The organism is Streptomyces sp. SudanB5_2050 (assembly GCF_964272335.1).
Taxonomy (GTDB): Bacteria; Actinomycetota; Actinomycetes; order Streptomycetales; family Streptomycetaceae; genus Streptomyces; species Streptomyces rochei.
Map to the genome: position 1 here is coordinate 7,602,419 of NZ_OZ186760.1, position 24,489 is coordinate 7,626,907.

Here is a 24,489-nt window from a genome sequence, read left to right on the forward strand (position 1 = left end):
GTGCGGGCAGAGGTGCGGGGGCAGGCGGAAGCCGCCCCTCTCCTGCGTGGTGGCTCTCAGTGGCAGTGACCGGACTCGGTCGTCGAGCCGGTGCCGGGGGTACCCAAGTCGTCGGAGCGGCCGGCGTCGATGCGCGGCCATTGGGCTGTGGGACGCCCGATCGGCCGTTCCTCCCGCAGCGGCGGCCAGTCGGGGGCCCCGCCCAGGGTCCGGGTGGCGTGCCCGAGGTGCGGCCACCCTGCCGGCGAGTCCTCCCAGGTCTCCTGGCGTCCGAACACCGTGAGGTCCATGAGCGCGTAGCTGTAGTCCACCGCCTCGGCCCCGCGACGTTCGGTCCAGTAGGTCTCGAAGACACGGTCACCGTCGCGCAGGTAGCACACCAGGTGGAACAGGCCGGGCTGCCGACCGGTCAGAAGCGACTCGAGCGAGGGCTGGGCGGAGTACCACGGCATCGTCCAGCCCATGAAGGCGCGGTAGCGCAGACTCTCCTCGTACGACGTCCGCGCGTCCGCGAAGCCGTAGGCGGTGTTCCGCCCCTGACAGAACACGGCGAAGGTGATGTCGCGGGAGTGCAGATACGCCAGTTCGCCCACGTGGCTCATCACCCAGGTGCAGCCTTCGCACTGCTCGGCAGCAGGCCGGCCCGGCCACCACATGAAGTAGTAGGCGATCAATTGACGTCGTCCTTCGAACGCGTCCAGGAGCGTGGTGGGACCGTCCGGCCCCAGCAGCGGGCTGTCCGCGGCCACCTCGACCATCGGGAGCCTGCGGCGCGCGGCGGCGATCGCGTCGCCTTCGCGGGTGTGGGCCTTCTCCCTCGCCCGCAGCTCTGCCAACTGCCGCTCGAAGTTCGCGCGGTCGACGACGGAGGGTTGCGCCTTGCCGGGGTTCTCGGACATCAGGGGCTCCAGGGATCGCTTCGTCGCGACCGGCGGGTCGCTCCTCGGCAACGTCAGTTGCCGGCCGGGATCACCGCCACGCGCATCCGGCCCGGCTCTACGTCTCCGAACATACCCCCGCGCCCTCACTTACCGTTGCGACCGACCACCTCTGCGTGTGCTGCGTACCGGTGAATCGCCCGCTCGGGTCCGCTCACGCACTGTCGACGCCGACCCCCTGGTGGAAGGCGTACTGGCCGGGCGCTAGCCGGACACGGGTGCCGGCTGCTCATCCGCCCACTCGGCGAAGGTGGTGACCGGGATGCCCAACTCCCGGGCGAACTCGGGCCGGGCGGGCTGGAGGACCGCGTTGTTCCACTCGTGTCCGGCTCCCCACGTCGGCATGCCCGCGTCGAGGGCTTCTTCCAGGCTCATGGAGGGCGCGGTCACGGGCACGCCCCAGGCGGCGGACAAGGTCTGCGCGATCTGCTCCATCGTGCGCAGGTCGCCGGCCAGTTCCAGTTCCACCTGGTGGAACCGGTCAGGGTCGCGGAGGGCGTGCGCGGCAGCCGTGCCGATGTCCCGTACGGCCACCAGGGCCAGTTCGGTCTCCGGCTTCAGTACCGTCAGCAGTCCGCCGCGCGGCCCCTTGGGTGCCAGCAGGGGCAGGTTCTCCATGAAGAAGGCGGGCTTGATCACCGTCCAGCGGGCGAAGCCCGCATCCCGCACCGCCTCCATGATCGCCTGCTTGGTGCGGAAGTAGTCCTCCATCGCCGCCCAGCGGCCCTCGGCCCAGCCGGCGGCCCGGGTGTGCGCACCGACTCCACTGGTCGAGGACTGCACGAACTGCCGTACTCCCGCGGCCTTCGCCGCGTCCATCAGGTGGGTGGCTTGGGCAAGCTCGCCCGCGAAGTCCACGCTGGTCTCGGTCATGGGCGGACTCTGCACCGAGAACACCGCGCGGACTCCCTCGACCGCTGGACCGAGGGAGTCCCGGTCCGAGAGGTCCGCCCGCACCAGCTCGGCGCCCAGCGCCTCGATGGCTCGGGCCGAATCGGACCGCGGATCGCGTACGAGTGCGCGTACGGGCACATCGGCGGCCAGGAGGGCGCGGGCCGTGGCCCCGCCTTGCCGGCCGGTGGCTCCGGTGACCAGAACGGTATCGCTGCTGATGGGCATGGTTGCTGCTCCTCACGGACCGGAGAACGTAAACGGCGGGGCCCGCCGTTTAGCCTGTCGCTAAGATATGGCGGGGCCCGCCGTTTAGCAATGAGGAGATCATGACCGGTCAGCGCTCGGACGCCCGACGCAACTACCAGCGCATCCTCGCCGTCGCCGAGGCCGAGGTCGCCGCGCACGGCGCCGAGGCATCCCTGGAGCAGATCGCCCGCACCGCAGGCGTCGGTTCGGCGACCGTGCGCCGTCACTTTCCCACCCGCCGTGCCCTGCTCGAAGCCGTCTTCCAGGAGCGTGTCGAGGGCCTGTGCGAGCGCGCCCACCGGCTGAGCGCGACCGAGGACGGCCGCACCGCCCTCCTGGAGTGGCTCCGCGCCCTCGTCCGCTACGCCGTCTCAGCCCGCGGATTCGCCAACACCCTCAGCTACGAGCCCCCTGCCGAGGAACCCTCCCCGCACTCCTGCGGCGACAGAATCGCAGCGGCCGGAACCCCCCTGCTCCAGCGGGCCGTTCACGACAAGGCGGTCGCACCGCACGTCACCTTTCACGACCTGCTGACCCTGGCCGTCGGCATCGCCCTGGCCACCGAGCACCACAAGGACCCCGAGACCCAGGCCGACCGCCTGTTCCGCCTCGCTGTCGAAGGACTCAGCCCTGAACACGGCATCGCTGCGGTGGTGACAGAAGATCTGCCGGACAGGCGGTCGTGACCGTCCTCTGCGTCTCTCGGAGACCCTCAACGGGTGATCGACGGCGGTCGGTGAGGACCGCCTCGTAGACCTGGTGTGCGTGCCGGCCGTCGGGTACCGGTCCCACGCGGGCGGGGATCGAGTCGGCGGGGGAGTGGTCGTTCAGGTGTGTCTCGTTCCCTCCGCGTCGCCCAGCGAGGTCAGGTGGGCGGTGTCGCCCCAGACGGCCAGACGCAGCCGGTCGCCGTCGCCGTTCCAGCGCGACACCGAGGCGTTCGGGACCGGTGGCAGTTGCTCGGGCGCTACGGCGCCGATTCCGGCGAGGACGTGGCGCAGGGCGATGATCACCCCGTCGTGTGCGACGACCAGGACCCGCCGCCCGGGCGCGGCCCGCCCGAGGTCGTGGATGAACTGGCCGACGCGTACGGCGACGTCGGTGAGGGCCTCCCCGCCCGGCGGCCGGTAGCACCACTCGCCGATCAGCTCCCTGCGGTCCGCCTCCTGCGGCGCCCGGGCCCGTAGGGCGGTCGGGGGATGCAGCTCGAAGACCCCCATCTCCCGGTCCCGCAGCCGCTCGTCGACCAGCACGTCCAGCCGCGGCCCGCCGAGACCGACGGCCCGGGCCGCCATCCCCTCCCACGTCTGCGACGCGCGCGTATAGGGCGAGCAGACCACCAGGTCCGGCCCGACCTCCGCGGCCTGCCCGGCCAACCAGTCGCCCAGCGCGACCGCCTGCGCGACGCCCAGGGCGGACAGCGGCACGTCCCGGTCCCGGCCGGGCACCGGCCCGGTGGCACCGGACTCCTCCGCCGCGGCGAAAGCGACGTTGGCCGTGCTCTGCCCATGTCGCACGGCCCACAGTCCGGCCAGCGCGCAGGGCGGCACCAGGGCAGTCGGCGGCACCGCATCAGGCTGCGTCCGTACAGTCATGACGTCCCTTCACTGCCCGCTGGTCGGCAGCCCGTCGACCGCTCGCACGCGACGATGTGTGCGGTCGTCGAGCAGGCCACCTGGGGATCTGCCACGGGTACTGAGGTTGAAAAACGTTGGAAAACGCTCAGTGGATGGTAGGGCACACGAGGGTGTGGAATGCCGCGAAGGACACGGAAGTTGATCGCAGCATGACTCAAGGACCAGCGCCTCGCTCCCTGTCCGACGAAGCCCTCTCCGACCTGCTCGCCGAGCAACAGTTCGGGATCCTCGCCACGGTCAAGCGGAGTGGCCATCCGCATCTGACCACGATGCTCTACAGCTGGGACCCCGAGGCACGCATCGTGCGCTTCTCCACCACGGCCGACCGCGTCAAGGTCAAGCACCTCCAGCGCGACCCGCACGCGGCGCTGCACGTGCAGGGTGGCGACGTCTGGTCGTTCGCCGTCGCCGAGGGTGTGGCGGAGGCTTCCGGGATCACGACGGTTCCCGGTGACGCGGTCGGGCGGGAACTGCTAGCGATGGTCCCGACGGCCGCGAAGCCGGAGGACGAGGACGCGTTCCTCCGGCAGCTGGTCGCCGAGCGCAGGATCGTCCTTCGGTTGAGGGTGGAACGGCTCTACGGAACGGCTCTGGACGTCAACGGCTGAGGGTCTCCTGTCCCAGGGCTCGGCGCATCCGGCGGAGGCGGTCCAGGGAGCGGCGGCGCATCCACAGGACCCAGGAGCACAGCGCGACCATGCCGACCGTGAAGAGAAGGGGGAAAGTCAGGGACCCGGTGACGGCCCCGAGGACGAGCATGCCGACGGCGACGAGGCCCATGGCGCCGAGCCAGTACGGCAGCCACTTGCCCGCCCGCTCCGTCTGGCCGAGCTGCTGGGCGACCAGCCGCCGCATGACCACCTGCTCCTCGGGATCCTGCGGCACCTCGTGATGACGGATCTTCCGGCTCAGATCGGCGAGTCCGCCCGCATCGGTGCCCGCGGCCCGGGCGGCCCGGCGGCGCTGGACGGCCAGGACCGCGATGGCGATCCCGGTGTAGAAGGCGCTCTGGAACACCCAGACAGCCGGATGCTCGCCCCTGCGGAACAGGGCTGTGATGCCCAGTGCCAGCAGAAAGACCAAGATCGCCTGCGCGGTCGTGCTGCGGTCGAGTAAGCGCTTGAGCGAGAGCACAGCGCGGGCCTCCTCGAAGGGGAGTCGGGACAGTGTCGTCGCCTCCCGGTTACCCCGCTTCCTCCCCCTCATCGAGGCCGTGTCCAGGCGCGCTCACCCACGACGGCGATTCCTACGACGCGTCCGGGGCGAGCGCACGGCCGTCGAAGCGGCCCTACGACCGCTGTCCCGGCGGCGACCGGCGGTGCGCCGGTGTGCGCTCCGCGGGTCTCGCTGCCGGTACGTGCTTCGAGAGCCGGAGCGGACGGACCGATCGAGCCACATTCACTTCGCCGGTTTTGAGTCTGTGACGCTCCGGTAACACCGGCCCGGACCGGCAAGTTCCGCCCCTGCCTTCACACACCCGCCCTCACAGCACCCACGGGAGCAGCCACAGCACATCCCGCCTCCCGGGGGCATCACGGTGACCCGGTGCGCGAGGGACGTGTTCCGGCCTGAGCCCTCACCGCCAGGGGCCGCGTTCCGGGCGTCCAGAACGGCGTGTTGGCATCGCTTCGCCCCCGTCCGACCGGACTGTGTGCTTCTCGGGGGGCGCCCAGGGGCAGACGGCTTGGGGACTGGGGGACGAGCCCGGTGGTCCGCAGGGACGGCCGGGGAAGGCAGGGGGTTGCACATGGTCCGTGTTCTCGTGGTGCACGACGCCGCGCTGCTGCGGTCGGCGCTGGTACAACTGCTGCGGTCCGCCGACGGACTCGAGGTGTCGTCCATGCCGGCCCGCTGCGACGAGCCCGACGACCACGACTTACCCGTGGACGTGTGCGTGGTCGACGGGCACTGTCTGGAGGGCCCGCGGGACGAAGTGGCCCGAGCGTCCTTCTGGGGCCGGTGCGGGACGCGGCTCGTCGTCCTCGCGACACCCGAGCGGCCGGGGGTGTTGCGCAGGGCCTTCGACGCCGGCGTGCTCGGGTTCCTGGACAAGGACGCGCCCGCGCGGCGGCTGATCGACGCCGTGCACATGGTGGCCAAGGGGGAGCGCTTCCTCGACGAGCGGCTCACGGTCGCGCTGCTGCGGGCCTCGGAGATGCCACTGACGGCCCGCGAGCTGAGCGTCCTCTCCGAAGCCTCACGAGGATCGTCCGTCGCCGAGATCGCCGTCGGCCTGCACCTGTCCCGGGGGACGGTCCGCAACTACCTGGCCAGCGCGATCCGCAAGGTCGGGGCGCGCAACCGCGTGGACGCGATCCGCATCGTCCAGAACGCCGGCTGGTTGTGAGGAGGGCCGGAGGCGTACGGACACCCGGCGGGCGGACCCCGTACCCTCAGGTACGGCTCCAGTGCCCCACCAGGTCGCGGTAGAGGGAGGAGCGTTCGAGCAGTTCCTCATGTGTGCCGTACGCCGCCCGGCGGCCGTCCAGCAGCAGTACCCGGTCGGCCCGGACCGCCGAGGACATGCGGTGGGCCACGACCAGCAGCGTTCCCGGACGCCGGGCCAGCGCCTCCTCGGCGCGCTCCTCCGACGCGGCGTCCAGGTGGCAGGTCGCCTCGTCGAGCAGGAGCAGCCGGGCCTCGGACAGGTACGCGCGCGCCAGCACGATCAGCTGGCGCTCGCCCTGGGACAGCGCGTCGGGCCGCAGGTCCGCGTCGAGCCCGCCCAGCCGCTCGACGAGGGGCGCCGCGCCCAGCTCCAGGACGGCGGCCTCGACGGCGGCCCGGGAGGCGTCGGGGCGCAGGTACGTCAGATTGTCGCGGACCGACCCGGTGAACACGTACGCCTGCTGGGGGGCCAGGACCCGCAGCGCGCGGAGCTCCGCCGGGAGGTGGCCGGTGACCTCCCGGCCGGCGACCCGCACGGTACCGGTCTGCGGTGTGCACAGACCGGCGACGATGCGGGTGAGGCTCGACTTGCCGATGCCGCTGGGGCCCACGACGGCCACGTGCTCGCCGTCCTCGACACGCAGGTCCAGCGCGTCGAGCACCGGCTCCGCCCGGGCGCCGTACCGGAGGGTCACCCCGCGCAGCTCCACCGCGGGAGCCGCCCGCGACCGGGACGGAGCCGGCAGGCCGGGGACGGTCGCCCGCCACGGGAGCGGGGACGCGCCGGCGACGGAGGGGCCCTCCTCCGGGCCCGTGAACCGTTCCAGGACGACGAGCAGCCGGCTCCCCGCCGCGCCGATGGCGGTCATGAGGGTGTGCAACGCGGGCAGCAGCGCCTGCGCGAGGTAGGTGAACGCCCCCAGCAGAGCGCCGGTGGTGACACCCCGCGCGCGCAGCCAGGGCACGCACACCAGCAGGAGCAGCACGGGCAGTTGGGCGGAGACCCCGAGGGCCACGGCCCGTACCGCCGCCCAGCGGGCAAGGACACGGGAGGTCGCCGCGGCACATGCGACGAGGCGTTCTCCGTCCCTCGACACGTCCTGCTGAGTACCGCACGCGGTGATGTCGCGCAGCGCCTTCCGCACCCGCGCGGCGTGGTCGCCCAGCGCCTCGTCCGCCGCGAGGGCCCGCCGCTGGGCCGCCGCCATCGGACGCAGCGTCAGCAGGAACAGGGCCACGCCCCCGGCCAGCGGTGGTACGACGACCAGGAGGAGAGCCGGGTGCAGCGACAGCAGGCCGGCGAGTGCGCCGGCCGCCGTGAAGACGAACGAGCGCAGGGTGAGCACCACACCGGCGAAGCTGTCCCGCACCATCTCCACCTGGTTGGTGAGCCGTGAGACGGCCGCCTTGTCCCCGCCGCCGGGACGGGCCAGTGCGCGGGCCAGGGAGCGGTCCACCGCCCGGCGCACGAGACGGTCACGCAGCGGTTCCGTCAGCCCGGCCAACTCGGCGAAGACCCCTCTGATCACCGGCGCTCCCAGCAGCACCGCACAGGCCGCCACGGCCAGCCAGCCGAGCCCCGCCGCGGTGTCCCCGGCGAGGAAACCCCGGTCGAGGGCCTGGGCCACGCCGTAGCCGACCAGGAAGGTCTGGGCCGACTCGGCCACCGACCACGCCGCGAGCCGCGCGAGCACGGCCTTGCGTGCGGCGAGGAAACGACGGGCGGACGGCCCGAGCCGGTGCTCGTCCCCCGACCGGCGGCGGACGTCCGCCGCGCCTCGCCGGTGCTCCGCGCGGGTCACGGCACTGCCTCCCCGGTCCTCTTCCGAGCGGGTCACGGCCGCGCCTCCCCGGTCCTCCTCCGAGCGGGTCACGGCCGTGCCTGCTTCTGCAGCGTGTCGGCCGGCCCCGCGGCGGTTTCGCCGTCGCGGTCGCGGGAGGGCGCTTCGGCGCCTTCTTCGCGGGCACCGAACACCGCCCGGTAGGCGGCCTCCCGCCACAGCAGTCGATGGGGGCCCACCGCCCGGACCCGGCCGTCCTCCAGCCAGACGACCAGATCGGCCCGTGCGGCCACCGACGGCCGGTGCGTCACGACCAGCCGGGTGACGACGGAGGGGGAGCGCCGCTGTGCCCGCTCCACCGCGTGCTCCGTGGCGGTGTCCAGGCTGGAGGTCGCGTCGTCCATGACCAGCAGCCGTCCCGTGTGCGCGAACGCCCGGGCCAGCCCCAGACGCTGGTACTCACCCCCGGACAGGGGCGCGTCGGCGAGCGGTGTGTCGTACCCCCGCGGCAGCCGGTGCACGAAGGCGTCGGCACCGGCGAGGCGGACGGCCGACCTGACCTGGTGGGGGGAGACGGCGCGAGGACCGGCGGCCACCGCCTCCGCGACCGTACGCTCGCCCAGTTCCGGACGCGCGAAGGCGAAGCCCACCTCGGCGCGCAGGCACGTCCGGGTCAGCGAAGGGAGAGGTGTTCCATCCAGCAGGACCTGCCCACGGTCGGGGTCGAGCAGCCGGCCGGCGACGGCGGCCAGGACGGACTTGCCCGAGCCGCTGCGCCCCACGACCGCGGCGGTCCGGCCGCCGGGCACCGTCAGCAGGTCCGCCCGCAGGACCTCCGTACCGTCACGCGAGACCCGTACCCCGCGCAGTTCGAGCGTGCCCGGCCCTCCCGGAGCCAGCGTCCGGGGCCCGTACGAGAGGGCGGGCAGTCCCTCGAGACCGCGGGTGCGCTCCCGGGCCGAGCGTCCCCGGGCCACCGCACCGACCAGCGTGGCCGCGCCTCCGATCCCGGCGGCCAGTTGCGCGTACCGGATGACCGCGAGCAACTCGCCGGCGGTCAGGGCACCCGCTCCGAGCCTGAGCCCGCCCACGGCGGTGGCGGCCACGGTCAGCAGCGGCACCAGCACACCGCCGGTGGCCAGCGCCCGCCCGTGCAGCCTCCACATGCGCTCACCGAGCGTGCCCAGTTCCGGCAACGGTCGCAGGACGCGCTCGCGTTCACGGGCGGCGGTACCGGCGGCGGCGACGGTTTCCGCGCCCTCGACGGCCTCCAGCAGCCGGGACGCGATGTCCGACTGCACCCGCTGGTAGGCCCCGACCGAAGTCCCCGTGTCCCGTGCGAAGGTCCGCAGTACCCACGCCAGGGCCGGCAGGCCGACGAGGACGCAGGCGGCGACCCACACATCGACGACGGCCAGGGCGATCAGGGCGCCGGCCGGTGTGACGAGCGAGGCCGTGAGGGCGGCCCTGGCGGTCGGTGCGGCGCCCGCGTCCGAGGCGTTCAGGGTGAGCCGGGTCGCGACGTCACCGGGGGAGTGCGCGCGGGCGGTGTCGGGCACGGCGTGCAGAAGCCCCCGCAGGGCGCGGGAGCGGATGGCGGCTGTCCAGTCGGCGGTGCACCGGCCGGTCAGGAACGCGGTGAGGCCGTCGAGCAGGATCTCGCCGACGAGGAGGGCGACGCTCGCCGCGAGCCAGGGACCGGCGTCGTGCCCGCCCAGCAGCAGGTCGAGGGTGCGGCCCAGGACGAAGGGCTGGGCTACGGCAGCGGCGGCCCCGGTGACCGAACACCCCAGTACCAGCAGTTCCGGCGCGCGCCCCGGGCCGGTGCCGGGCGGCGTGGCCACCGGAGGCGTCCGCCCCGGGACCGGAGCGATTCCCACCGGTCTGCCCCTCTCGTGGTAGGCGCCGGCACGGTGGACGCGGTGTGTCGCGTCCACCGTGCCGGCCGATCCGGACGACGTCAGTTACACGTCGTCACGCTGAGGCTGCTGTCGCCGCAGAGCAGCAGGCTCGCGCGGCTGCCGGTCTCCACGTCGCCCATGGCCTCTTCCTTCGGGGTCTCCAGCGACTGCAGCTCGAACAGGTTCATGTGATCTTCCTTCCGTACGACGGGTTCTCTTCACGGCCCCGACGGGGCCGGCTCAGGGGCGCCGCTGACTTCGCGGCGCGGGGAGGAACGGCAGACCGGCGGGCCGGTCGCCGTGGACGGAGGCGACGGCCAGCAGGCACCCGGCCGTTCCGGTGGACAGGTCCATGGACAGACGCATCATCTGCTCACCGGGGAAGGCGAGATGACCGCGGTACGACATGGCGTGCCAGGTCAGGGCGTCGATCTGCCGCCGGATCGCCGCGGAGCCGGTGCCCGGGCCGGTGGCGGTCGTGCGCCCCAGGTAGAGCACCATGCCGGCCACCCCCCGGTACAGCCCCGGCTGGGCGTAGAACATGGCCTGCGCCGCGCGTACGATCTCGGTCCGCGCCCGCTCGAACTGCTCGTCGGCGCGGTGCGCGAGGTAGTCGTCGAGCACCATGCCGATGCCCACGCTCCCGGCGCCCAGGTACGGCATGGTGCGCCAGCCCTCGTCCACCTGGAGGGCTCCCCCCGCGCCGCGCACGCAGTGCGAGAGGTCCCGGCGCAGCGCGTCGCGCGCGAGATCGAGCAGGCCGGCGTCGCCCGTGCGCTCGTACAGGCGCAGGAACAGCAGGGCACTGCCCGTCGCGCCGTACAGCAGTCCGGCCCGGCCGCGGCGGCCCGGCGCGTCCTCGGCCGGGGGGCGGGCGCTCAGGTCGGCGCACCGCGTCGCCGCGTCGCGCAGGGCGGTGTCGCCGGTGCGGGCGGCCAGGCAGTCCAGGGCGAGCCCGATCCCGGCCGTCCCGCTGTGGAGGTCCGTGGTGAGCCGGTCGAGCCGCTGTCCGACCAGGATGCGTGCCAGGTCCATCGACCGGTCCCGGTGGCCGAGGCGGTCGAGGACCCAGGCGGTGCCGGCGATCCCGTCGTGGAAGCCGAGCGGCATCCCCGAGGGCGGCTGAGCCGTCCGGTCGAGCAGCCACTGTTCCGCGGTCTCGTCGCGCTCCGCACCGCTCTCGGCCAGGGCGTACAGCACCCCGGCCGCTCCGTGGCCGAACGAGAGCCCGCCGCCCGCGGTGGCGAACTGGGCGACGTCTCCCGGGAAGAGACGGTCCTCGCGCGAGGGCGTGGCCGACGCGCGGATGGCCGCCGTCATCGAGTCCCGGCTGCGGGGCCAGTCGCCGGGCGGGACCGGGACGAAGGGACGGCCGGTGCGGCGGACGACCGGCGTACCGGGGGGAGCGCCGGTGATCTCGTCCACCGCCGCGTCCAGGAACGCGCGGGGCACGGGGAACTGCCGGGCGATCAGGTCGGCGAGGTGCTCCGCCTTGCGCCGGTCCAGGACCAGCAGGCTCGTCAGCGGCAGGAAGAGAGCGAGGCGCAGACAGGCCAGCGCGTACCGGTCCACGGCGGTGCCCCGCCGGCCGGCAGGAGCCACGAACCCGGGGTGGGCGACCGTCTGGCGCCCCGGCTCGTCGACGTGGTGCGCGGCCTCGAAGTCCAGCAGGGCCACCCGTCCGTCCTCGCGGACCATGATGTTGAACAGGTGCAGGTCGTTGAAGACGACGCCCCGGGCGTGCACCTCCGACACGGCTCGCTCCACCTGGCCGTGGATGTCGAGCGCCCACTCGGTGTACTCCGCCAGCCGACGGTCGTCCGGTGCCGCCTCGATGAGCGGATGCCGCCGGGCGAAGAAGGTGTTGAGGGGTTTGCCGTCCAGGTGTTCGAGGACCAGGAAGTGGTGCTCGCCCACCGCGAAGCGGTCCCGCACCTCGGGCGTGCAGGCCAGCCCCGACAACCGTTCGAGCGCCCGGTGTTCACGGTCCAGCCGCGCCACTGCGTCCGCGCCGTCGGCCGCCAGTCCGGCGTACGGACGGGCTTCCTTGAGGACGACCGTCTCGCCGGTGCGGGTGTCACGGGCACGGTAGACGCCCCCGCCGTTCGAGAAGTGGATGGCCGACTCGACGGTGTAGGGGACGCCGGTCATCGTGACCGTCGCCCGTGCGTCGAGGTGCGGCTTGAGGAAGCCCGGGACACTCACCCAGTCGGGTACGCGGAACACCGGTCCGCGGACGTCGGGCACCAACTCGCCGGAGGGATCGGCGATGGCGGGCCGCAGTTCCCCCTGGTCGTCGTAGCAGTTGCGGCGGGTGAAGCTGCCGTAGCGCACGTGCACCGGACCGCCGCCGATCCGCAGGTCGCTCAGGATCTGCGGGCCGGGCTCGCCCTCCAGCAGGGCCGACAGCTCGCCCACGACCTGCTCGAACTGCGTGTCGTCCGCCGGGTACACCGTGACGAACTTCCCGCTGCCCGACCGGTCCGCGTACTTGGCGTTGCGCTGGTGCAGCAGGTAGCGGCTCGGGACGAACTTGAAGGCGACGGCGCGGTCGAGGCAGTACTCGCGCACCCGCGCCAGGACGGACTCGGCGTTGTCCAGGCAGGCGGACAGGTGGATCTTCCAGCCCTGCGCCGGCAGTACGGCGTCCACGGGACGCAGTGCGAGCCAGTCGCCGATCTCGGTGCGCCGCCATCCCGGCGGCACCGGCAGGTCGGCGACCGCGTACCGGGTGCCGGCGGTCGCCGTACCGGGAGCGGCACGGTGCGGCGCGTCGTAGAAGTGCGGGTCTGCGTCGCAGTACACGGCGTAGCCCTTGTTCACGCCTTCTCCCTCCACCGGTCGGTGACGGGTAAGACGCTGTCACGGGCCGCCGCACCGGCGACAGTCACAGCTGTCACCTCTCCGACGTGCGGAACGCACAGGTAACTTGGGCGCTCACCTCCACCGCGCGAGGGCGGAACTACGGCTTCCGTCACCGTGGAGGTGGTGGCGGCACGGGCGCGCCCCGGGCCGGACCGTGCCGGCCGGCCGGTTCACGGCGCGTCACAGCCCGGGGACTGAGAGGGTGCGTGCATGACGACACCCGCGGAAACGCTCCGTTCCCTCGCCCGCATCCGGGCCTCGCTCGACGGGGAGGAGGTCACGTACTGGTGGACCGGCGACGTGTACTCCTGGGCACCCGACGAGCCGTACGAGCGCGTCCTCGGGTTCGAAGGGCTCAACGTCGCCCGCCTTGTCCAGGACCCCGAGGACGGCCAGGGGGCCTACCGGCTGCTCACCCGCGAGGCCGCCTTCTACCTGGACCCCGACAGCCGCGAGATCCTGGAAACCTGGCGGGACCAGCCGGTGGTACACGTGTGGAACGACCCGGCCAACCAGAAGTGGCGCCCCTTCCCGGTGCCGGTCGCCGACCTCGGTGACCAGGTCTGCTTCAGCCTGGAGATCCCGCTCGCCTACCCCTCGCCGCTGCCGGTCGCCGAGTATCCCGTCCACTCGTCCGGCGACACGTACAAGGCGCTGGAGTGCTTCCAGTTCTTCGCCCGCCGTGCGGACCTGGCGGGAGGGGCGCCCAGTGTGCCGGCCACCATGTCGTGGACCCGGATGTCCCCGTGGCTGCCGTGGATGGCGCGCGGGCAGCGGCCCGGCGGTCTCACCTTCCACTGCCGGGGCCGCAAGCTCGGCTCGTACGCCGAAGTACCCGAACGCACCCGCGCCTACGTCGCCGGCCACCATCCGGAATTCGCCCATGCCCCGGAGACGTGGACCGAGCCGAACGAGACCAGCTGGACCTACTTCCGCAAGCTCCACCCGCCGAAGGCCGAGAGCTACCGCGAACCGGGGTTCACCGGGCGGCGGCCTTGACGCTGCTCAGTTCCTCGCCCGTCAGTTCCGCGATGCGGTGCGCCGGCACACCGGCCGCGAGCGCACGGGTCAGCAGTGCTTCACGGCCTTCCGCACAGGAACGGTAGGCCAGCAGCTCCTCCTCCAGTCGGGCGACGCTCTCCGGTGCGACCGTGTGCCGCAGGCGACTGAGCTCCTCCTCGCTGAGGGGCACCGGCAGCCGCTCGGCGTCCTCGGGGACGGCCGACGTCTCCTCCGGCGGCACCAGACGGAGCCACGGAGACGACGCGGTCACACCCTGCGCGTCGAGCCATCCGCGGACCGCGGGGGTGTCCATGCAGGCCACGTCCCCCACGGCCGCGAGCGGCGTGCCGAGGGGTGCGGCCGATTCGGTCAGCAGGACGAGGTAGGCGTCGTCGGTCATCCCGGTTCCTCACAGGCGAAGTTCGTGTCCTGACGGTCTCCCTGTACCCGCCGCCGTCCCTCTCACCACGCGAGTACAGGCTCCGCTGTATCGTTCCGTACGCGGTGACGGACGCCTGCTTGCGGCTCTGACCAGGAGGCTTTGACGGTCCCCACCGAGCATGATGTTTGCGTGGTCCTTTTCTGGGCGCCTTGCACCGACGCGATGGCTGCGGGACGGTTGCCGGGGAAACGTCTTGGCCGAGCAGTGAGGTGGTGAGGTGCGCACGACGCGTGCCTCCGCTTCCGTGACGGGCTGCGAAGCTCCGCGTCAGAACCGGTCCGCTGTCCGTCGCCGACGGAAGAGAACGCCAGGAGGTAGGGGTGAGTGATCTCACCGACGTGAGCGAGCTTCGTCGGCGGTTGTGGGAGGCGGTGGTGGACGGCGACGAGTACGGCGCCGTCGACGTCGTCGACGCGGCCCTGGCGGAGAGCGTCGACGAGGAGACGCTGCTCCTGGAGGTGATCGCCCCGGTGCAGGAGCGGATCGGCTCGGAGTGGGCGGCCAACCGCATCACCGTCGCGCAGGAGCACGCGGCGACCGCCATCAACGAACGTGTCGTCGCCGCCCTCGCCCACCGCCGGCCTGCGGCCGAGCGCCGCACCGGCCGGCTCGGGCGCGTGACGGTCAGCTGCGTCGACGGCGAATGGCACGCCTTCCCGGCCCGCCTGGTCTCGGAAGTCCTCCGGCTGCGCGGGTGGCGTGTCGACTTCCTCGGGGCCCAGACCCCGACGCCGCACCTGATCGCCCACCTGCACCACACCAACCCGGACGCCATGCTGCTCTCCGGGTCGATCCCCACCCACCTGCCCGCCGCCCACACGGCGATCACGGCGTGCCAGGCGATCGGCGTCCCCGTGGTCACCGGCGGGCGCGCCTTCGGGCCCGACGGACGGTACGCCCGGGCGCTCGGCGCCGACCGGTGGGCGGCCGACGCCCGAGAAGCAGCCGCGGTCCTGGAAGCCGGGCTGCGCCGGCCCGCCCCGTCGGTGACCCGGCAGGCCGTGGACGACCTGCCGCACCTGGTCGACCAGGAGTACACGACGGTCGCACAGTCGCGGCCGCGACTGGTCAAACAGGTCCTGACCGACCTGGACAGCCGGTTCCCGGCCATGCGCGCCTACAGCGACGCCCAGCGTGAGCGGACCGCCGAGGACATCGCCCACCTCGTCGACTTCCTCGTCACGGCGCTCTACCTGGACGACGCGAGCCTCTTCACCGATTTCCTGACGTGGACGGCCGGCATCCTGGAAGCGCGTGGCGTGCCCGCCCATTCGCTCGTCACCGGTCTGCGGATCCTCGCCGACCAGCTCCACGACTTTCCGCGCAGTCTCGGCATGATCGAGGCCGGCACCGACGCCATCGAGGGCGACCGTCCCGGCCCGGCACCCGCGCATGAGTGATCTGACACTCCCCGCCTTCACCCTCGGCACCTTCCACGAACTGCTCGCGCCGACCGTGCGCGCGGCGGGAGCCGATGACGCCTCCGCGCGCGGTCATCGCCGTACAGCGGCGGTCGAGCGGCGCGACCGCTCGCCCGGCACGTCACTTCGCGGTGTGTGAATGGTGGAAGACCGGTAAGGCGGCTGGGATGAGCAGCTTTACCGGAAGGACCACTCCGAGCGAGGGCCGGTTCCCGGCGGCCGCCCCCGGACACGACCCGGCGGCGCGCACGGTGCCGGCGGTCGGCGCTGCCCCCATGCAGCCCCGGCGGGACGGCGAGGGAAGCCTCGCGCACGTCGTGGAGACACTGCTGGACAAGGGCCTGGTGCTGAACGCCGACATCATGGTCTCGGTCGCCGGGGTCGAACTGCTCGGCATCCGGCTGCGCGCTGCCCTCGCCTCCTTCGAGACGGCCGCCCGCTACGGACTCGAGTTCCCCTCCGGCACGGACACGGAGACCGCTGCCTGGCGGGAGACCCGGGAGGAGAGGGAGACCTGCCCGGCATGCGGCAAGCGCGTCCCCGTCGCGCAACTGCTCGACCAGTGGTGCCCGTGGTGCGGCTGGCGCAGCGCCCAGTCCCGGTTGCGGGACGACTCCGGGCAAGCCGCCCTGACGGCCCACTCCGCGGCCGACGACCCGGCGAACGGTGAGGCGGACGACGCCCCCGACCAGGCCGGCGCCGATCGGGAGGCCGAGCGGCGTGGACAGTGACCGGACTCCGATGCGGCCCACGCGGGAACCCCGGGTCACCTTGGACGACCTGGTGGAGGTCCTGCTCAACAAGGGCGCGGTGCTGCATCTGGACCTCATCGTCGCCGTCGCCGACATCCCGCTGATCGGTGTCTCGGTCCGCGCGGCCGTCGCCGGGATGGAGACGATGCTGGAGTACGGCATGATGCGGAACTGGGACGAGGCCACGCGCGCGTGGGCCGAGCGCTCCACCGTGCACCGCGCCCTCGACCTGCGCGAGGGGGAGAGCGTCGTCCGCCGGATGAGCGGAGGCCACTTGCTCACCGAGGGCGTGTACCACGGCTGGCGTCCCGGGACCGTGTACCTCACCGACCAGCGCCTCGTCGTCCTGCGCAAAGAACCCCGGGAAGTGCTCTGGGAGGCCGATCTCGACACCGTACGCGACGTGCGGCTCGCACCGGAGCGGACGGTCGGCGGCGAGGAACGCCTGCGCCTGGAGGTGTCGCTGGCCGACGGACGGCGGGAGTTGCTCTCCGCCGGGGAGCCGGAGACCCTGTACGACCTGCTCGACCGTGTCCGCGCCGGACGGCTCGCACCCGCCCTCCCGTCCGGGGCCGTCCCCGAAGAGGAGCCGGCGATCGCCGAGGGACACCTGTGGTACGAGGAACCGCGCAGGTCCGGCCCGTTGTGGCGCGGCGGACAGGCACGGCTCACGGCAGGGCGGCTGACCTGGAAGTCGCCCGTGGACGCGCGGCCCGCACTGGTGCTGCCCCTGACCGACCTGGCCGGGGTGCGACGCGTGTCCGGATACGGCCCCGGCGGTGAGGGGAGCGTCCTGGTACTGCGCACCACCACGGGCGAGGAGATCCGGCTCGCCGCCGACGACCCGGACCGCTGGGCCCGGCGGCTCTCGTCGACGAGCCCCGCGGCGGCCCCCGCGTGAGCGGCCCGGAAGCAGGCCGGACGGCACGGGCGAGAAGTGCGGAAACAGCGGAACTGCGGAAACAGCGGAACTGCGGAACTGCGGAACTGCGGGAAGAGGAGAAGGCACCATGCCGTTGACCGTCGACGAGAAGAGCCTCAAGCACGGTGTGCTGTCCCTCGTCGTGACCCTGGTCGAGGTGATTCAGGAAGCCCTGGACCGCCAGGCGATGCGCCGCATCGACGGCGGTGACCTCGACCCGGAGGAAGCCGAACGCCTCGCCGACGCCCTGCTGGAACTGGACGAGGCGATGGAACAGATCAAGGAGGACCACGGCATCGTCGCCTCGGTCGCCGACCTGCACCGAGGGCTCGACGACGTGGTCGACGACGTCGTGGACAAGCTGATCAACCCGCAGCGCTGGGCGGAGGAGGCCGGGCGATGACCGAGAACACCGCACTGTACGTGTACGCCCTGCTGCCCGACCGGCAGGGCGCCGCCGACGGCGTCACCGGGCTCGACGGGCGTCCCCTGCGGCTCGCCGAAGTCCCGGGCACGGGCGTCGCCGCGCTGGTGCACGACGCGACGCCGGCCCCCTACCAGGGCGGCGACGCCGAGGTACGGCGCTGGGTTGCCGAACAGAACGAGGCGGTCACCACGGTCTGGGAACGCGTCGGCACTCTGCTGCCGATGACCTTCAACGTTCTGGTGGCCGAGGACACCGACGCCGGGCGGAGCGCGGAGCAGCGCCTGGGGGAGTGGGTCGCGGAACAGCACGCCGATATCACCGGCCAGTTGAGGGCGCTCGCCGGGCGCTGCGAGCTTCGCGTGGAGGTCACCCTGGACCGGGCGGCCGCCGCCACGGCCGACGGAACGTCGTCGGCCCCGGAGCGGACGGAGGCGGGCGACCGGTCGCCCGGCATGCGGCGCCTGCTCGCCAAACAGCGCGAACAGCGGGAGAAGAACACGGCCGGACGACTCGCGGACACGCTCCACGCCGGGCTCCGGCGCCGTCTGCTCGCGGTCGCCGAGGACCTTCGCGACCGGGGACCGGCCCACCGTGTCCCCGGAGAGACGGACGTTCTGTCCGCGGCGCTGCTCGTCCGGAACCAGGACGTCGAGGCCGTCGGCGCCGTCCTGAGCGAGGCACAGGCCGGCGAGCCCGCGCTGCGCATCCGCTTCCTCGGCCCCTGGCCGCCGTACTCGTTCGCCGAGGCCCGCCCCCAGCGACCGACCGAGCCCGCGGTGGGCTGACGGCGTCGCATCCACACCGGGCAACCGAGGGGCGGGCGCGCGACCTGCCCGGACCGCGTCAACCGTGCCTGTCGACGACGGCACGGACGACGACGGCGACCTCCTCGCGGTCGGTGGGCCGCAGGTCGACGGAGTTGTGGATGGAGAATCCCTCGACCAGCGCGTCCAGGGCCCGAGCGGTGAGGGGGTCGAAATGCCTGGTCAGGGAGGACCGGCTGGCCTCCATCCAGGAGCGCATGACGGCGCGCACCTCGGGATTGCGGGTGGCGAAGGCGTAGAGCTCGTAGCTGAGCAGGAGGTTGCGGTCGGTACCCCAGACCTTGCCGCAGATGATCTCGACGACCGCCTCCTCGGCCTCCCGGCGGGTCCGCGCGGCCTCCAGGAGGGCGCCGTAGCGTGTGGAGACGGTCTCCGCGAGCCGGGTGAAGGCAGCGGTCAACAGATGCTGCATGTCGTCGAAGTAGTAGGTGAGTGACCCGAGCGGTACACCCGCCGCTTCCGCGATCTTGCGGTAGGTCACCTTGATGGCGCCGTGCTCCGCGATGACGTCGAGCGCGGCATCGAGGATGCGTTCGCGGCGCCGGGGGTCGTTGGGACCACGAGTGCTGCCTGTCATCGCCGTTGTCCGCCTTGTCTTCTCGATCGCCGACCCGATGTGTACATTTGTTCATACTCGGTCGGTGGCGCGGGACCGTCGCCTGCCCGTCCCTCATTGTCTCCAACCCCGGCGGAGCCCCACCTTGACAGACCGTGCCGTACGCCGACGCCGCCGGGCGCTGTACCTCTTCTTCTTCCTCAACGGCATCGCCATGTCCTCATGGATCACGCGCACCCCGGACGTCCGTGACCGTCTGGACGTGTCCACGGGGCAGATGGGGCTGGTGCTGTTCGGTCTGTCCGTCGGCTCGATGGTCGGCATCCTCTGTTCCGGCCGATTCGTGTCGCGGTTCGGGACCAGACCCGTGACGGCGCTCGCCACGCTGTTCGTCATCGCGAGCGTGGTCATCGTGGGCGCGGGCAGCGCCCTCGGCTCCGCGCCCCTGGTCACCGCGGGGCTGTGCGTGTTCGGCGTGGGGGTCGGCTCGGGCGAGGTGGCGATCAATGTGGACGGCGCCGACGTGGAACGGATCACCGGCACGGCGGTCCTGCCCACGCTGCACGGGTGCTTCAGCCTGGGCACCGTCATCGGCGGCCTGGCCGGCATGGCGGCCACCGCTACGGCGTTCCCCGCCCACTGGCACCTCCTGGCGGTGGCCGCGGTGACGGCCGCGATCTTCGGGTACGCCATCGGCGCCGTCCCCGCCGGGACGGGGGTCCGTGCCACGCCGCCCGCCTCGGATGCCGCGCGGCCCGCGGGCCCGAAGGTGTGGAAGGACCGGCGACTCCTGATGATCGGCGCCATCGTCCTGGCCATGGCCCTCGCCGAGGGTGCCGCCAACGACTGGCTGCCGCTGCTCATGGTCGACGGCCACGGTCTCGACGCCGCCGTCGGCTCGCTCGTCTTCGTGGGGTTCGCCGCCGCGATGACCCTGGGACGCTTCGGCGGTGCCTTCTTCCTCAGGCGTTACAGTCGGGCGACCGTCGTGCGCGCCAGCGCGGTCTCCGGGGCCATCGGTCTGTGCCTGGTCATCTTCTCCGACAACGCCGTCGTGGCCGCGGCCGCCGTTCTGTTCTGGGGACTGGGCGCGTCCCTGGGCTTTCCGGTGGCCCTCTCGGCGGCGGGCGACTCAGGGCCCGACGAGACCGCCCGGGTCAGCCTCGTGGCGACGATCGGCTACATCGCGTTCCTGGTGGGTCCGCCCACCCTCGGCTTCCTGGGCGATCACTACGGACTGCGTCCGGCGATGATCGTGGTCCTGGCGTTCGTCGCCACGGCCGTCCTCGCGGCCCCTGCCGCCGGGACCCGCGCATCCCATCACCGCGAAACCGGTACCGGCGCCCCCGTCGAACTCGCCGTGGACCGGCCGGGACAGCGCGTCGAGGGCTGACCGCGCAACCGGTTCACCGAGCCCGGCACCGCGCGGGCCGCGGCCGGCACGGCGTTGCCCTGTGCGCTCTGAGAGGATCAGGGCATGGCGGACTCACCTATGCAGATCAACGCCCTCATCGTCGATGCCGCCGACCCTGAGCGGCTGGCCGTCTTCTGGTCCGAGTTGCTGGGCCGACCGGTCGTGGGCCGCGTGGGACCCTATGTGTGGCTCCAGCGGCAGAACGGCCTGGGCCTGGGGTTCCAGCGATCCGGCGAGCCCAAGTCCGGTAAGAACCGTATGCACTTCGACGTCACCTCACCCGACCCGGCCGCGGAGCAACAGCGTGTCGAGGCGCTCGGCGGACGCCGGCTGGAGGAGTACGACGTCGGCGGGTTCCTGGTGATGGCGGACCCCGAAGGCAACGAGTTCTGCATCATCCCCGAAGGCGCCTTCGAACTGGATGACGAGGGACGCGCGGACTACCTCACCTGACCGGACGCCTTCCGGTATCGCACCGCCTGCCGTCGGCCACCGGTCCGCGGTGGGTTGGTGCCCTTCAGGACGTGCTCACTCATGCATGATGCTCACGGAGGTCATGGGCCGGGAACCTGCGAGAGACGGGGTGACAGAGTGGGTGTGGGGCGGGCTGCGACGGAGCACAGACAGTGGGACGAGCAGCATCCCTGGCCACCCTCATGGCTCCGCTGGGTCCCGCCCGCTCTCATCGTCGCGACCATGGTGCTCGACGAGCTGACACCGTCGCGCTACTTCTTCGGCTCCCTGCTGGCGGCCTCGGTGGTGCTGTCCCTCTTCACCTATCCGCCCGTCGGTGTGCTCGCCATCGGCGCCGCCGGATGTGTGCTGCTGGTGGTCACCGAAGGGCTCGAGGACTACATCGGTCCGATGACCATCGTGGCCCTGACCGTTCTGGCCACCGTCACGGTGCTGTCGGCGTCGCTGTGTGTGGTGCGCCGCCGGACCGAGAGCCGTTTCCGCCGCGTACAGGCGGTCGCCGAGGCCGTGCAACTGGCCCTGCTGCGCCCACTGCCCGAACGGATCGGCTCCTTGCGCTTGGCCGGCTTCTACCGGGCGGCCGACGACGAAGCGCTCATCGGCGGTGACCTCTACAGCGTCCGTCCGACGCCGTTCGGCATCCGGGCGATCGTCGGAGACGTCAAGGGCAAGGGCATCAGCGCGACGCAGACCGTGGCCACGGTGATCTCCTCGTTCCAGGAGGCGGCGCTGCTCCATCCGTCGCTGAGCCAGGTGGCCGAGCGGATCGACGTGGCCCTGCAACTGGACCGCGACAACCCTCCGATGGAGCCGATGGGGAACGGGCGGCCGGCCTACATGCCCGGGGACACCCCCGGACCGGCGGACGAGGTCTTCGCCACGGCCGTCCTGCTCGAGTTCTCCGAGGACGCGTGTGCCGTACGGATCCTGGACCGAGGCCATCAGCCTCTGCTCGCCGTCCAGCACGGCACGGCATCCGTCGTGGAGACCGACCACAGCCTCCCCTTGGGCATGGGCGACCTGCTGCCCGCGCCCCCGCGTACCGTGACGCACACTCTGGCTCCCGGTGACATCCTGATCGCCTACTCCGACGGGGTCACCGAGGCGCGCGACGGCGCCGGCACCTTCTACCCGCTGCGCGAACGCCTCCAGGGCCACTGCGCCGGCCGAGCCTGGCCGATCTCCCCCACGGGTCTCGTCACCTTTCTGGAGGAGGACGTCGCCCGGTGGGCGCCCACCCTGGGCGACGACCTCGTCGCCATCGCGTTCCAACCCGCCGCCCCGCCCGACGAGGACTGACACCGGCCGGACGGCGACCCGGGGACTTTCTCACGCCGCGGTCCGATGACCCGGCGCATGCCATGACTCGGCATCCCGACACCCCGCGGTCGCAACCCGCCCGGCGTGCTGCCTGGGTGCGCTGCACCCAGGCACCACACAGCCTGGTGGGCCGTCGCCGACCTGACCAGACTCGGTCGAGCAGGAGAGATCCGCACTCGTGGACGCGTGCGACGGGCGACGTCGGCGAGGGCGGGCTCCACCACGAGCACCTGGTGCTCTACCGAGAGGAAACGCGGGTATGACGGACGCAGCCAAGGTCGTGGCGGTCACCGGAGCGAGCAGCGGGATCGGCGAGGCGACCGCCCGCCGGCTCGCCGCCGACGGCCACCGTCTGCTCCTCGGTGCGCGGCGCACCGATCGTCTCGAAGCGCTGACCGAGGAGATCACCGCAGCCGGAGGCAGTGCGGCGTTCCAGCGGCTGGACGTCACGGACGCCGATGACGTACGGGCCTTCGTGTCCGCCGGACGCGACTGCTACGGCCGAGTGGACGTGGTGGTCAACAACGCCGGAGTGATGCCCCTCTCGCCGTTGGACGCGCTGCGGACCGACGAGTGGGACCGCATGATCGACGTCAACGTGCGGGGAGTCCTGCACGGCATCGCCGCCGCCCTGCCCATGATGCGCGCCCAGGGAGGCGGGCACTTCGTGAACATCGCCTCCGTCGGCGCCTACGAGGTCTCGCCGACCGCCGCGGTCTACTGCGCCACCAAGTTCGCCGTCCGCGCGATCTCCGAGGGACTGCGCCAGGAGTCCGCCGGAAAGATCCGGGTCACCCTCGTCTCGCCGGGTGTGACCGAGTCGGAACTCGCGGACGACATCTCCGATCCCACGGCCAGGGAGGCCATGAAGGCGTACCGCGCCGTGGCACTGCCCGCCTCCGCCATCGCGGAGGCCATCGCCTACGCCGTCTCCCAGCCCTCGGAGGTCGACGTCAACGAGATCGTGGTCCGGCCCACCGCGAGCGCCCAATAGCGCGCAGAGCACCACGCACCACCGGTCGCCCATTCGGTGGGCTCACCTCCCGGTCTCGTCCACGCTCCCCTCCGCTCAGTCATGTTCCGGCCTCGGAGTCGCCAGTACCTTGCGCTCGCCCAGCGCTCCCTGCGGGTCCCGCAGCAGATCCACCTGGGCCCGCAGCGCCCGGACCTCTTCGGTCAGCGCCTCGATGGCCGCCGTCTGTCGCCGCTCCTCCGCATCGTCCCTTTCGAAGCGGGAGATGAACCACGCCGCGATGTTCGCGGTGACCACACCGAGGAGCGCGATCCCGGACAGCATCAGCCCGATCGCCAGCACCCGGCCGAGACCGGTCGTCGGCGCCATGTCGCCGTATCCGACGGTCGTCATCGTCGTGAACGCCCACCAGAGGGCGTCCCCGAGTGTCTGGATCGACGCCCCGGGCTGCCCGCGTTCCACCTCCAGCACCGCCAGCGCTCCGAACACCAGCAGTCCGAGACACGATCCCGTGACGTACGTCGTCACCCTGACCTGCGAGGCCATCCGCGCCCGCTGCCCCGCGAGCAGCAGCATCGAGACCAGCTTGAGCAGCCTGAGCGGCTGCAGCAGCGGAAGCAACACCGCCAGCAGAGCCAGCGGATGGCGCCGCACGAACCGCAGCCGGTCCTCGCTCAGCCACAGCCGTACGGCATAGTCGATCGCGAAGGCCGCCCACACCACCCAGTTCGCTACATGGCAGGCGAACAGGACCCGCGCGGGCGCGTCGGGATCGACCACCGGCAGCGCGTAGGCCACGGCGAAGAGGACGGCCAGCGCCAGCAGCGGCAGCTGGGTGCGCTGCTCCCAGCGGTCAGTGACATGCGTATCGGACATGCGGGCCATGGTAGAAACCCTGGCGGGAGCGCCGGGATCCGCGGACCCGGCACGAGACCTGGCGAGGGCTACGGCAGCTCGCGGCGCACCAAGGCACGTGCGAACGGTTCACCGGTCCTGCGCGCGTACGCCATGCGCTCGCGCACCTCACCGAGTGTGCGCGGACGATAGCCAGGACCGCCGCAGCAGCTCTTGTGGAAGCGGACACCGGCATGCAGAAGCACCGACAGGGTCCGCCAGGCGGCGGTGTCGCGTCGCCGCGGCGGCGCGAAGGCGGAACCCACGTGGATCAACGGCTCGGCACAGCGCGGGCAGAGCCGGTCGTGGTCGCCGAGGTAGGGCTGCTTGTAGGAGGAACGACAAGGCAGGCAGACATAGGAGGTCTTCGCGTGGGCCACGCCGGCCAGATTACGGCCCGGCCGGGATGAACTCGACC

General features: G+C 72.3%; 26 protein-coding genes. 14 read left to right on the top strand and 12 right to left on the bottom strand.

The window, feature by feature from the left end; all coding sequences use genetic code 11:
• Positions 1-56 precede the first annotated feature (56 nt).
• Both ACFZP7_RS33225 and ACFZP7_RS33230 read right to left on the bottom strand, forming a co-directional pair.
• Positions 57-899 carry a DUF899 family protein gene (locus ACFZP7_RS33225; RefSeq protein ID WP_385637855.1) on the bottom strand — a complete coding sequence of 281 codons (843 nt, stop codon included), beginning with the start codon at positions 897-899 and terminating at the stop codon, positions 57-59.
• A gap of 243 nt (positions 900-1,142) precedes the next feature.
• Positions 1,143-2,057 (bottom strand): NmrA/HSCARG family protein, encoded by a 915-nt coding sequence (locus tag ACFZP7_RS33230; protein ID WP_385637858.1) that lies wholly within the window; start codon positions 2,055-2,057, stop codon positions 1,143-1,145.
• A gap of 101 nt (positions 2,058-2,158) precedes the next feature.
• On the opposite strand from ACFZP7_RS33230, the gene ACFZP7_RS33235 reads away from it, so the two are divergent.
• Positions 2,159-2,764, top strand: coding sequence for a TetR/AcrR family transcriptional regulator (locus ACFZP7_RS33235; protein ID WP_127438662.1), 606 nt, complete (start codon positions 2,159-2,161; stop codon positions 2,762-2,764).
• Between the two features lie 141 nt (positions 2,765-2,905).
• Here ACFZP7_RS33235 and ACFZP7_RS33240 read toward each other — a convergent pair whose 3' ends face one another.
• Positions 2,906-3,673 (bottom strand): histidine phosphatase family protein, encoded by a 768-nt coding sequence (locus tag ACFZP7_RS33240; RefSeq protein WP_359416147.1) that lies wholly within the window; start codon positions 3,671-3,673, stop codon positions 2,906-2,908.
• A 191-nt stretch (positions 3,674-3,864) separates the two neighbouring features.
• On the opposite strand from ACFZP7_RS33240, the gene ACFZP7_RS33245 reads away from it, so the two are divergent.
• On the top strand, positions 3,865-4,323 hold the full coding sequence (locus ACFZP7_RS33245; protein WP_385637863.1) for a PPOX class F420-dependent oxidoreductase: 459 nt from the start codon (positions 3,865-3,867) through the stop codon (positions 4,321-4,323).
• On the opposite strand, the gene ACFZP7_RS33250 is transcribed toward ACFZP7_RS33245, so the two are convergent.
• A complete protein-coding gene (locus ACFZP7_RS33250; protein WP_031014822.1) occupies positions 4,313-4,849 on the bottom strand; it encodes a hypothetical protein in 537 nt (178 codons plus the stop codon). The two genes, ACFZP7_RS33245 and ACFZP7_RS33250, sit on opposite strands and share 11 nt — an antisense overlap.
• Before the next feature lie 613 nt (positions 4,850-5,462).
• On the opposite strand from ACFZP7_RS33250, the gene ACFZP7_RS33255 reads away from it, so the two are divergent.
• The gene (locus ACFZP7_RS33255; protein ID WP_019328268.1) at positions 5,463-6,062 is read left to right on the top strand and encodes a response regulator transcription factor; all 600 of its coding nucleotides are present in this window, start codon (positions 5,463-5,465) and stop codon (positions 6,060-6,062) included.
• Between the two features lie 46 nt (positions 6,063-6,108).
• Here the strand turns inward: ACFZP7_RS33255 and ACFZP7_RS33260 are convergent, their stop codons facing one another.
• The 4 genes from ACFZP7_RS33260 to lanKC all read right to left on the bottom strand — a co-directional run bounded on the left by ACFZP7_RS33260 (position 6,109) and on the right by lanKC (position 12,608).
• A complete protein-coding gene (locus ACFZP7_RS33260) occupies positions 6,109-7,941 on the bottom strand; it encodes an ATP-binding cassette domain-containing protein (protein ID WP_385637865.1) in 1,833 nt (610 codons plus the stop codon).
• Positions 7,942-7,973: 32 nt separating this feature from the next.
• A complete protein-coding gene (locus tag ACFZP7_RS33265; RefSeq protein ID WP_127432429.1) occupies positions 7,974-9,728 on the bottom strand; it encodes an ABC transporter ATP-binding protein in 1,755 nt (584 codons plus the stop codon).
• Between the two features lie 116 nt (positions 9,729-9,844).
• Positions 9,845-9,973, bottom strand: a complete 129-nt coding sequence (locus ACFZP7_RS33270) for a SapB/AmfS family lanthipeptide (protein ID WP_018849360.1) — start codon at positions 9,971-9,973, stop codon at positions 9,845-9,847.
• A gap of 52 nt (positions 9,974-10,025) precedes the next feature.
• Positions 10,026-12,608, bottom strand: coding sequence for a class III lanthionine synthetase LanKC (gene lanKC / locus ACFZP7_RS33275; RefSeq protein ID WP_385637868.1), 2,583 nt, complete (start codon positions 12,606-12,608; stop codon positions 10,026-10,028).
• Between the two features lie 252 nt (positions 12,609-12,860).
• Here lanKC and ACFZP7_RS33280 point away from each other — a divergent pair, with 252 nt between their 5' ends.
• Positions 12,861-13,649 (top strand): DUF1838 family protein, encoded by a 789-nt coding sequence (locus tag ACFZP7_RS33280; RefSeq protein WP_385637871.1) that lies wholly within the window; start codon positions 12,861-12,863, stop codon positions 13,647-13,649.
• Here ACFZP7_RS33280 and ACFZP7_RS33285 read toward each other — a convergent pair.
• Positions 13,630-14,052 (bottom strand): DUF6003 family protein, encoded by a 423-nt coding sequence (locus ACFZP7_RS33285; protein ID WP_019328273.1) that lies wholly within the window; start codon positions 14,050-14,052, stop codon positions 13,630-13,632. The genes ACFZP7_RS33280 and ACFZP7_RS33285 overlap by 20 nt on opposite strands.
• Positions 14,053-14,414: 362 nt before the next feature.
• Here ACFZP7_RS33285 and ACFZP7_RS33290 point away from each other — a divergent pair, with 362 nt between their 5' ends.
• The 6 genes from ACFZP7_RS33290 to ACFZP7_RS33315 all read left to right on the top strand — a co-directional run bounded on the left by ACFZP7_RS33290 (position 14,415) and on the right by ACFZP7_RS33315 (position 18,401).
• Entirely contained in the window at positions 14,415-15,494 is a 1,080-nt protein-coding gene (locus ACFZP7_RS33290; RefSeq protein WP_019328274.1) for a B12-binding domain-containing protein, read from the top strand.
• Positions 15,487-15,654 carry a hypothetical protein gene (locus ACFZP7_RS33295; protein WP_385637873.1) on the top strand — a complete coding sequence of 56 codons (168 nt, stop codon included), beginning with the start codon at positions 15,487-15,489 and terminating at the stop codon, positions 15,652-15,654. Before ACFZP7_RS33290 ends, ACFZP7_RS33295 begins: the two co-directional genes overlap by 8 nt.
• A 28-nt stretch (positions 15,655-15,682) precedes the next feature.
• Positions 15,683-16,246: a gas vesicle protein gene (locus ACFZP7_RS33300; RefSeq protein ID WP_385637875.1), complete on the top strand. Its 564-nt coding sequence runs from the start codon at positions 15,683-15,685 to the stop codon at positions 16,244-16,246.
• Positions 16,236-17,168, top strand: a complete 933-nt coding sequence (locus tag ACFZP7_RS33305; RefSeq protein WP_234310844.1) for a gas vesicle protein GvpJ — start codon at positions 16,236-16,238, stop codon at positions 17,166-17,168. Before ACFZP7_RS33300 ends, ACFZP7_RS33305 begins: the two co-directional genes overlap by 11 nt.
• Before the next feature lie 109 nt (positions 17,169-17,277).
• Positions 17,278-17,592, top strand: coding sequence for a gas vesicle protein K (locus ACFZP7_RS33310; protein WP_019328277.1), 315 nt, complete (start codon positions 17,278-17,280; stop codon positions 17,590-17,592).
• Complete coding sequence (locus ACFZP7_RS33315; protein ID WP_210903072.1) at positions 17,589-18,401, top strand: GvpL/GvpF family gas vesicle protein; 813 nt, start codon at positions 17,589-17,591, stop codon at positions 18,399-18,401. The genes ACFZP7_RS33310 and ACFZP7_RS33315 overlap by 4 nt, the downstream gene beginning before the upstream one ends.
• 58 nt (positions 18,402-18,459) lie before the next feature.
• On the opposite strand, the gene ACFZP7_RS33320 is transcribed toward ACFZP7_RS33315, so the two are convergent.
• Positions 18,460-19,017 (bottom strand): TetR/AcrR family transcriptional regulator, encoded by a 558-nt coding sequence (locus ACFZP7_RS33320; RefSeq protein WP_019328279.1) that lies wholly within the window; start codon positions 19,015-19,017, stop codon positions 18,460-18,462.
• 124 nt (positions 19,018-19,141) lie between these two features.
• On the opposite strand from ACFZP7_RS33320, the gene ACFZP7_RS33325 reads away from it, so the two are divergent.
• The 4 genes from ACFZP7_RS33325 (at position 19,142) to ACFZP7_RS33340 (ending at position 23,198) form a co-directional block, all read left to right on the top strand.
• Positions 19,142-20,389, top strand: a complete 1,248-nt coding sequence (locus tag ACFZP7_RS33325) for an MFS transporter (protein WP_385637877.1) — start codon at positions 19,142-19,144, stop codon at positions 20,387-20,389.
• A gap of 84 nt (positions 20,390-20,473) precedes the next feature.
• The gene (locus ACFZP7_RS33330) at positions 20,474-20,863 is read left to right on the top strand and encodes a VOC family protein (RefSeq protein ID WP_385637878.1); all 390 of its coding nucleotides are present in this window, start codon (positions 20,474-20,476) and stop codon (positions 20,861-20,863) included.
• A gap of 243 nt (positions 20,864-21,106) precedes the next feature.
• Positions 21,107-22,183, top strand: a complete 1,077-nt coding sequence (locus ACFZP7_RS33335; RefSeq protein ID WP_385637880.1) for a PP2C family protein-serine/threonine phosphatase — start codon at positions 21,107-21,109, stop codon at positions 22,181-22,183.
• A gap of 280 nt (positions 22,184-22,463) precedes the next feature.
• Entirely contained in the window at positions 22,464-23,198 is a 735-nt protein-coding gene (locus ACFZP7_RS33340) for an SDR family oxidoreductase (RefSeq protein WP_385637882.1), read from the top strand.
• 75 nt (positions 23,199-23,273) lie between these two features.
• Here ACFZP7_RS33340 and ACFZP7_RS33345 read toward each other — a convergent pair whose 3' ends face one another.
• Together ACFZP7_RS33345 and ACFZP7_RS33350 are read right to left on the bottom strand one after the other, a co-directional pair.
• A complete protein-coding gene (locus tag ACFZP7_RS33345) occupies positions 23,274-24,062 on the bottom strand; it encodes an ion channel (RefSeq protein WP_063769567.1) in 789 nt (262 codons plus the stop codon).
• A 59-nt stretch (positions 24,063-24,121) separates the two neighbouring features.
• Positions 24,122-24,451 carry a hypothetical protein gene (locus ACFZP7_RS33350; RefSeq protein ID WP_030968297.1) on the bottom strand — a complete coding sequence of 110 codons (330 nt, stop codon included), beginning with the start codon at positions 24,449-24,451 and terminating at the stop codon, positions 24,122-24,124.
• Positions 24,452-24,489 lie beyond the last annotated feature (38 nt).

What these genes read in the sequence shown, in the direction of transcription:
- ACFZP7_RS33230 (WP_385637858.1), bottom strand. Translation starts at nt 2,057, where the DNA reads ATGCCCATCAGCAGCGATACCGTTCTGGTCACCGGAGCCACCGGCCGG.
- ACFZP7_RS33280 (WP_385637871.1), top strand. Translation starts at nt 12,861, where the DNA reads ATGACGACACCCGCGGAAACGCTCCGTTCCCTCGCCCGCATCCGGGCC.
- ACFZP7_RS33295 (WP_385637873.1), top strand. Translation starts at nt 15,487, where the DNA reads ATGAGTGATCTGACACTCCCCGCCTTCACCCTCGGCACCTTCCACGAA.
- ACFZP7_RS33240 (WP_359416147.1), bottom strand. Translation starts at nt 3,673, where the DNA reads ATGACTGTACGGACGCAGCCTGATGCGGTGCCGCCGACTGCCCTGGTG.
- ACFZP7_RS33235 (WP_127438662.1), top strand. Translation starts at nt 2,159, where the DNA reads ATGACCGGTCAGCGCTCGGACGCCCGACGCAACTACCAGCGCATCCTC.
- ACFZP7_RS33335 (WP_385637880.1), top strand. Translation starts at nt 21,107, where the DNA reads ATGGTGCTCGACGAGCTGACACCGTCGCGCTACTTCTTCGGCTCCCTG.
- ACFZP7_RS33300 (WP_385637875.1), top strand. Translation starts at nt 15,683, where the DNA reads ATGAGCAGCTTTACCGGAAGGACCACTCCGAGCGAGGGCCGGTTCCCG.
- ACFZP7_RS33345 (WP_063769567.1), bottom strand. Translation starts at nt 24,062, where the DNA reads ATGGCCCGCATGTCCGATACGCATGTCACTGACCGCTGGGAGCAGCGC.
- ACFZP7_RS33315 (WP_210903072.1), top strand. Translation starts at nt 17,589, where the DNA reads ATGACCGAGAACACCGCACTGTACGTGTACGCCCTGCTGCCCGACCGG.
- ACFZP7_RS33310 (WP_019328277.1), top strand. Translation starts at nt 17,278, where the DNA reads ATGCCGTTGACCGTCGACGAGAAGAGCCTCAAGCACGGTGTGCTGTCC.
- ACFZP7_RS33255 (WP_019328268.1), top strand. Translation starts at nt 5,463, where the DNA reads ATGGTCCGTGTTCTCGTGGTGCACGACGCCGCGCTGCTGCGGTCGGCG.
- ACFZP7_RS33340 (WP_385637882.1), top strand. Translation starts at nt 22,464, where the DNA reads ATGACGGACGCAGCCAAGGTCGTGGCGGTCACCGGAGCGAGCAGCGGG.
- ACFZP7_RS33245 (WP_385637863.1), top strand. Translation starts at nt 3,865, where the DNA reads ATGACTCAAGGACCAGCGCCTCGCTCCCTGTCCGACGAAGCCCTCTCC.
- ACFZP7_RS33270 (WP_018849360.1), bottom strand. Translation starts at nt 9,973, where the DNA reads ATGAACCTGTTCGAGCTGCAGTCGCTGGAGACCCCGAAGGAAGAGGCC.
- ACFZP7_RS33320 (WP_019328279.1), bottom strand. Translation starts at nt 19,017, where the DNA reads ATGACAGGCAGCACTCGTGGTCCCAACGACCCCCGGCGCCGCGAACGC.
- ACFZP7_RS33330 (WP_385637878.1), top strand. Translation starts at nt 20,474, where the DNA reads ATGGCGGACTCACCTATGCAGATCAACGCCCTCATCGTCGATGCCGCC.
- ACFZP7_RS33225 (WP_385637855.1), bottom strand. Translation starts at nt 899, where the DNA reads ATGTCCGAGAACCCCGGCAAGGCGCAACCCTCCGTCGTCGACCGCGCG.
- ACFZP7_RS33285 (WP_019328273.1), bottom strand. Translation starts at nt 14,052, where the DNA reads ATGACCGACGACGCCTACCTCGTCCTGCTGACCGAATCGGCCGCACCC.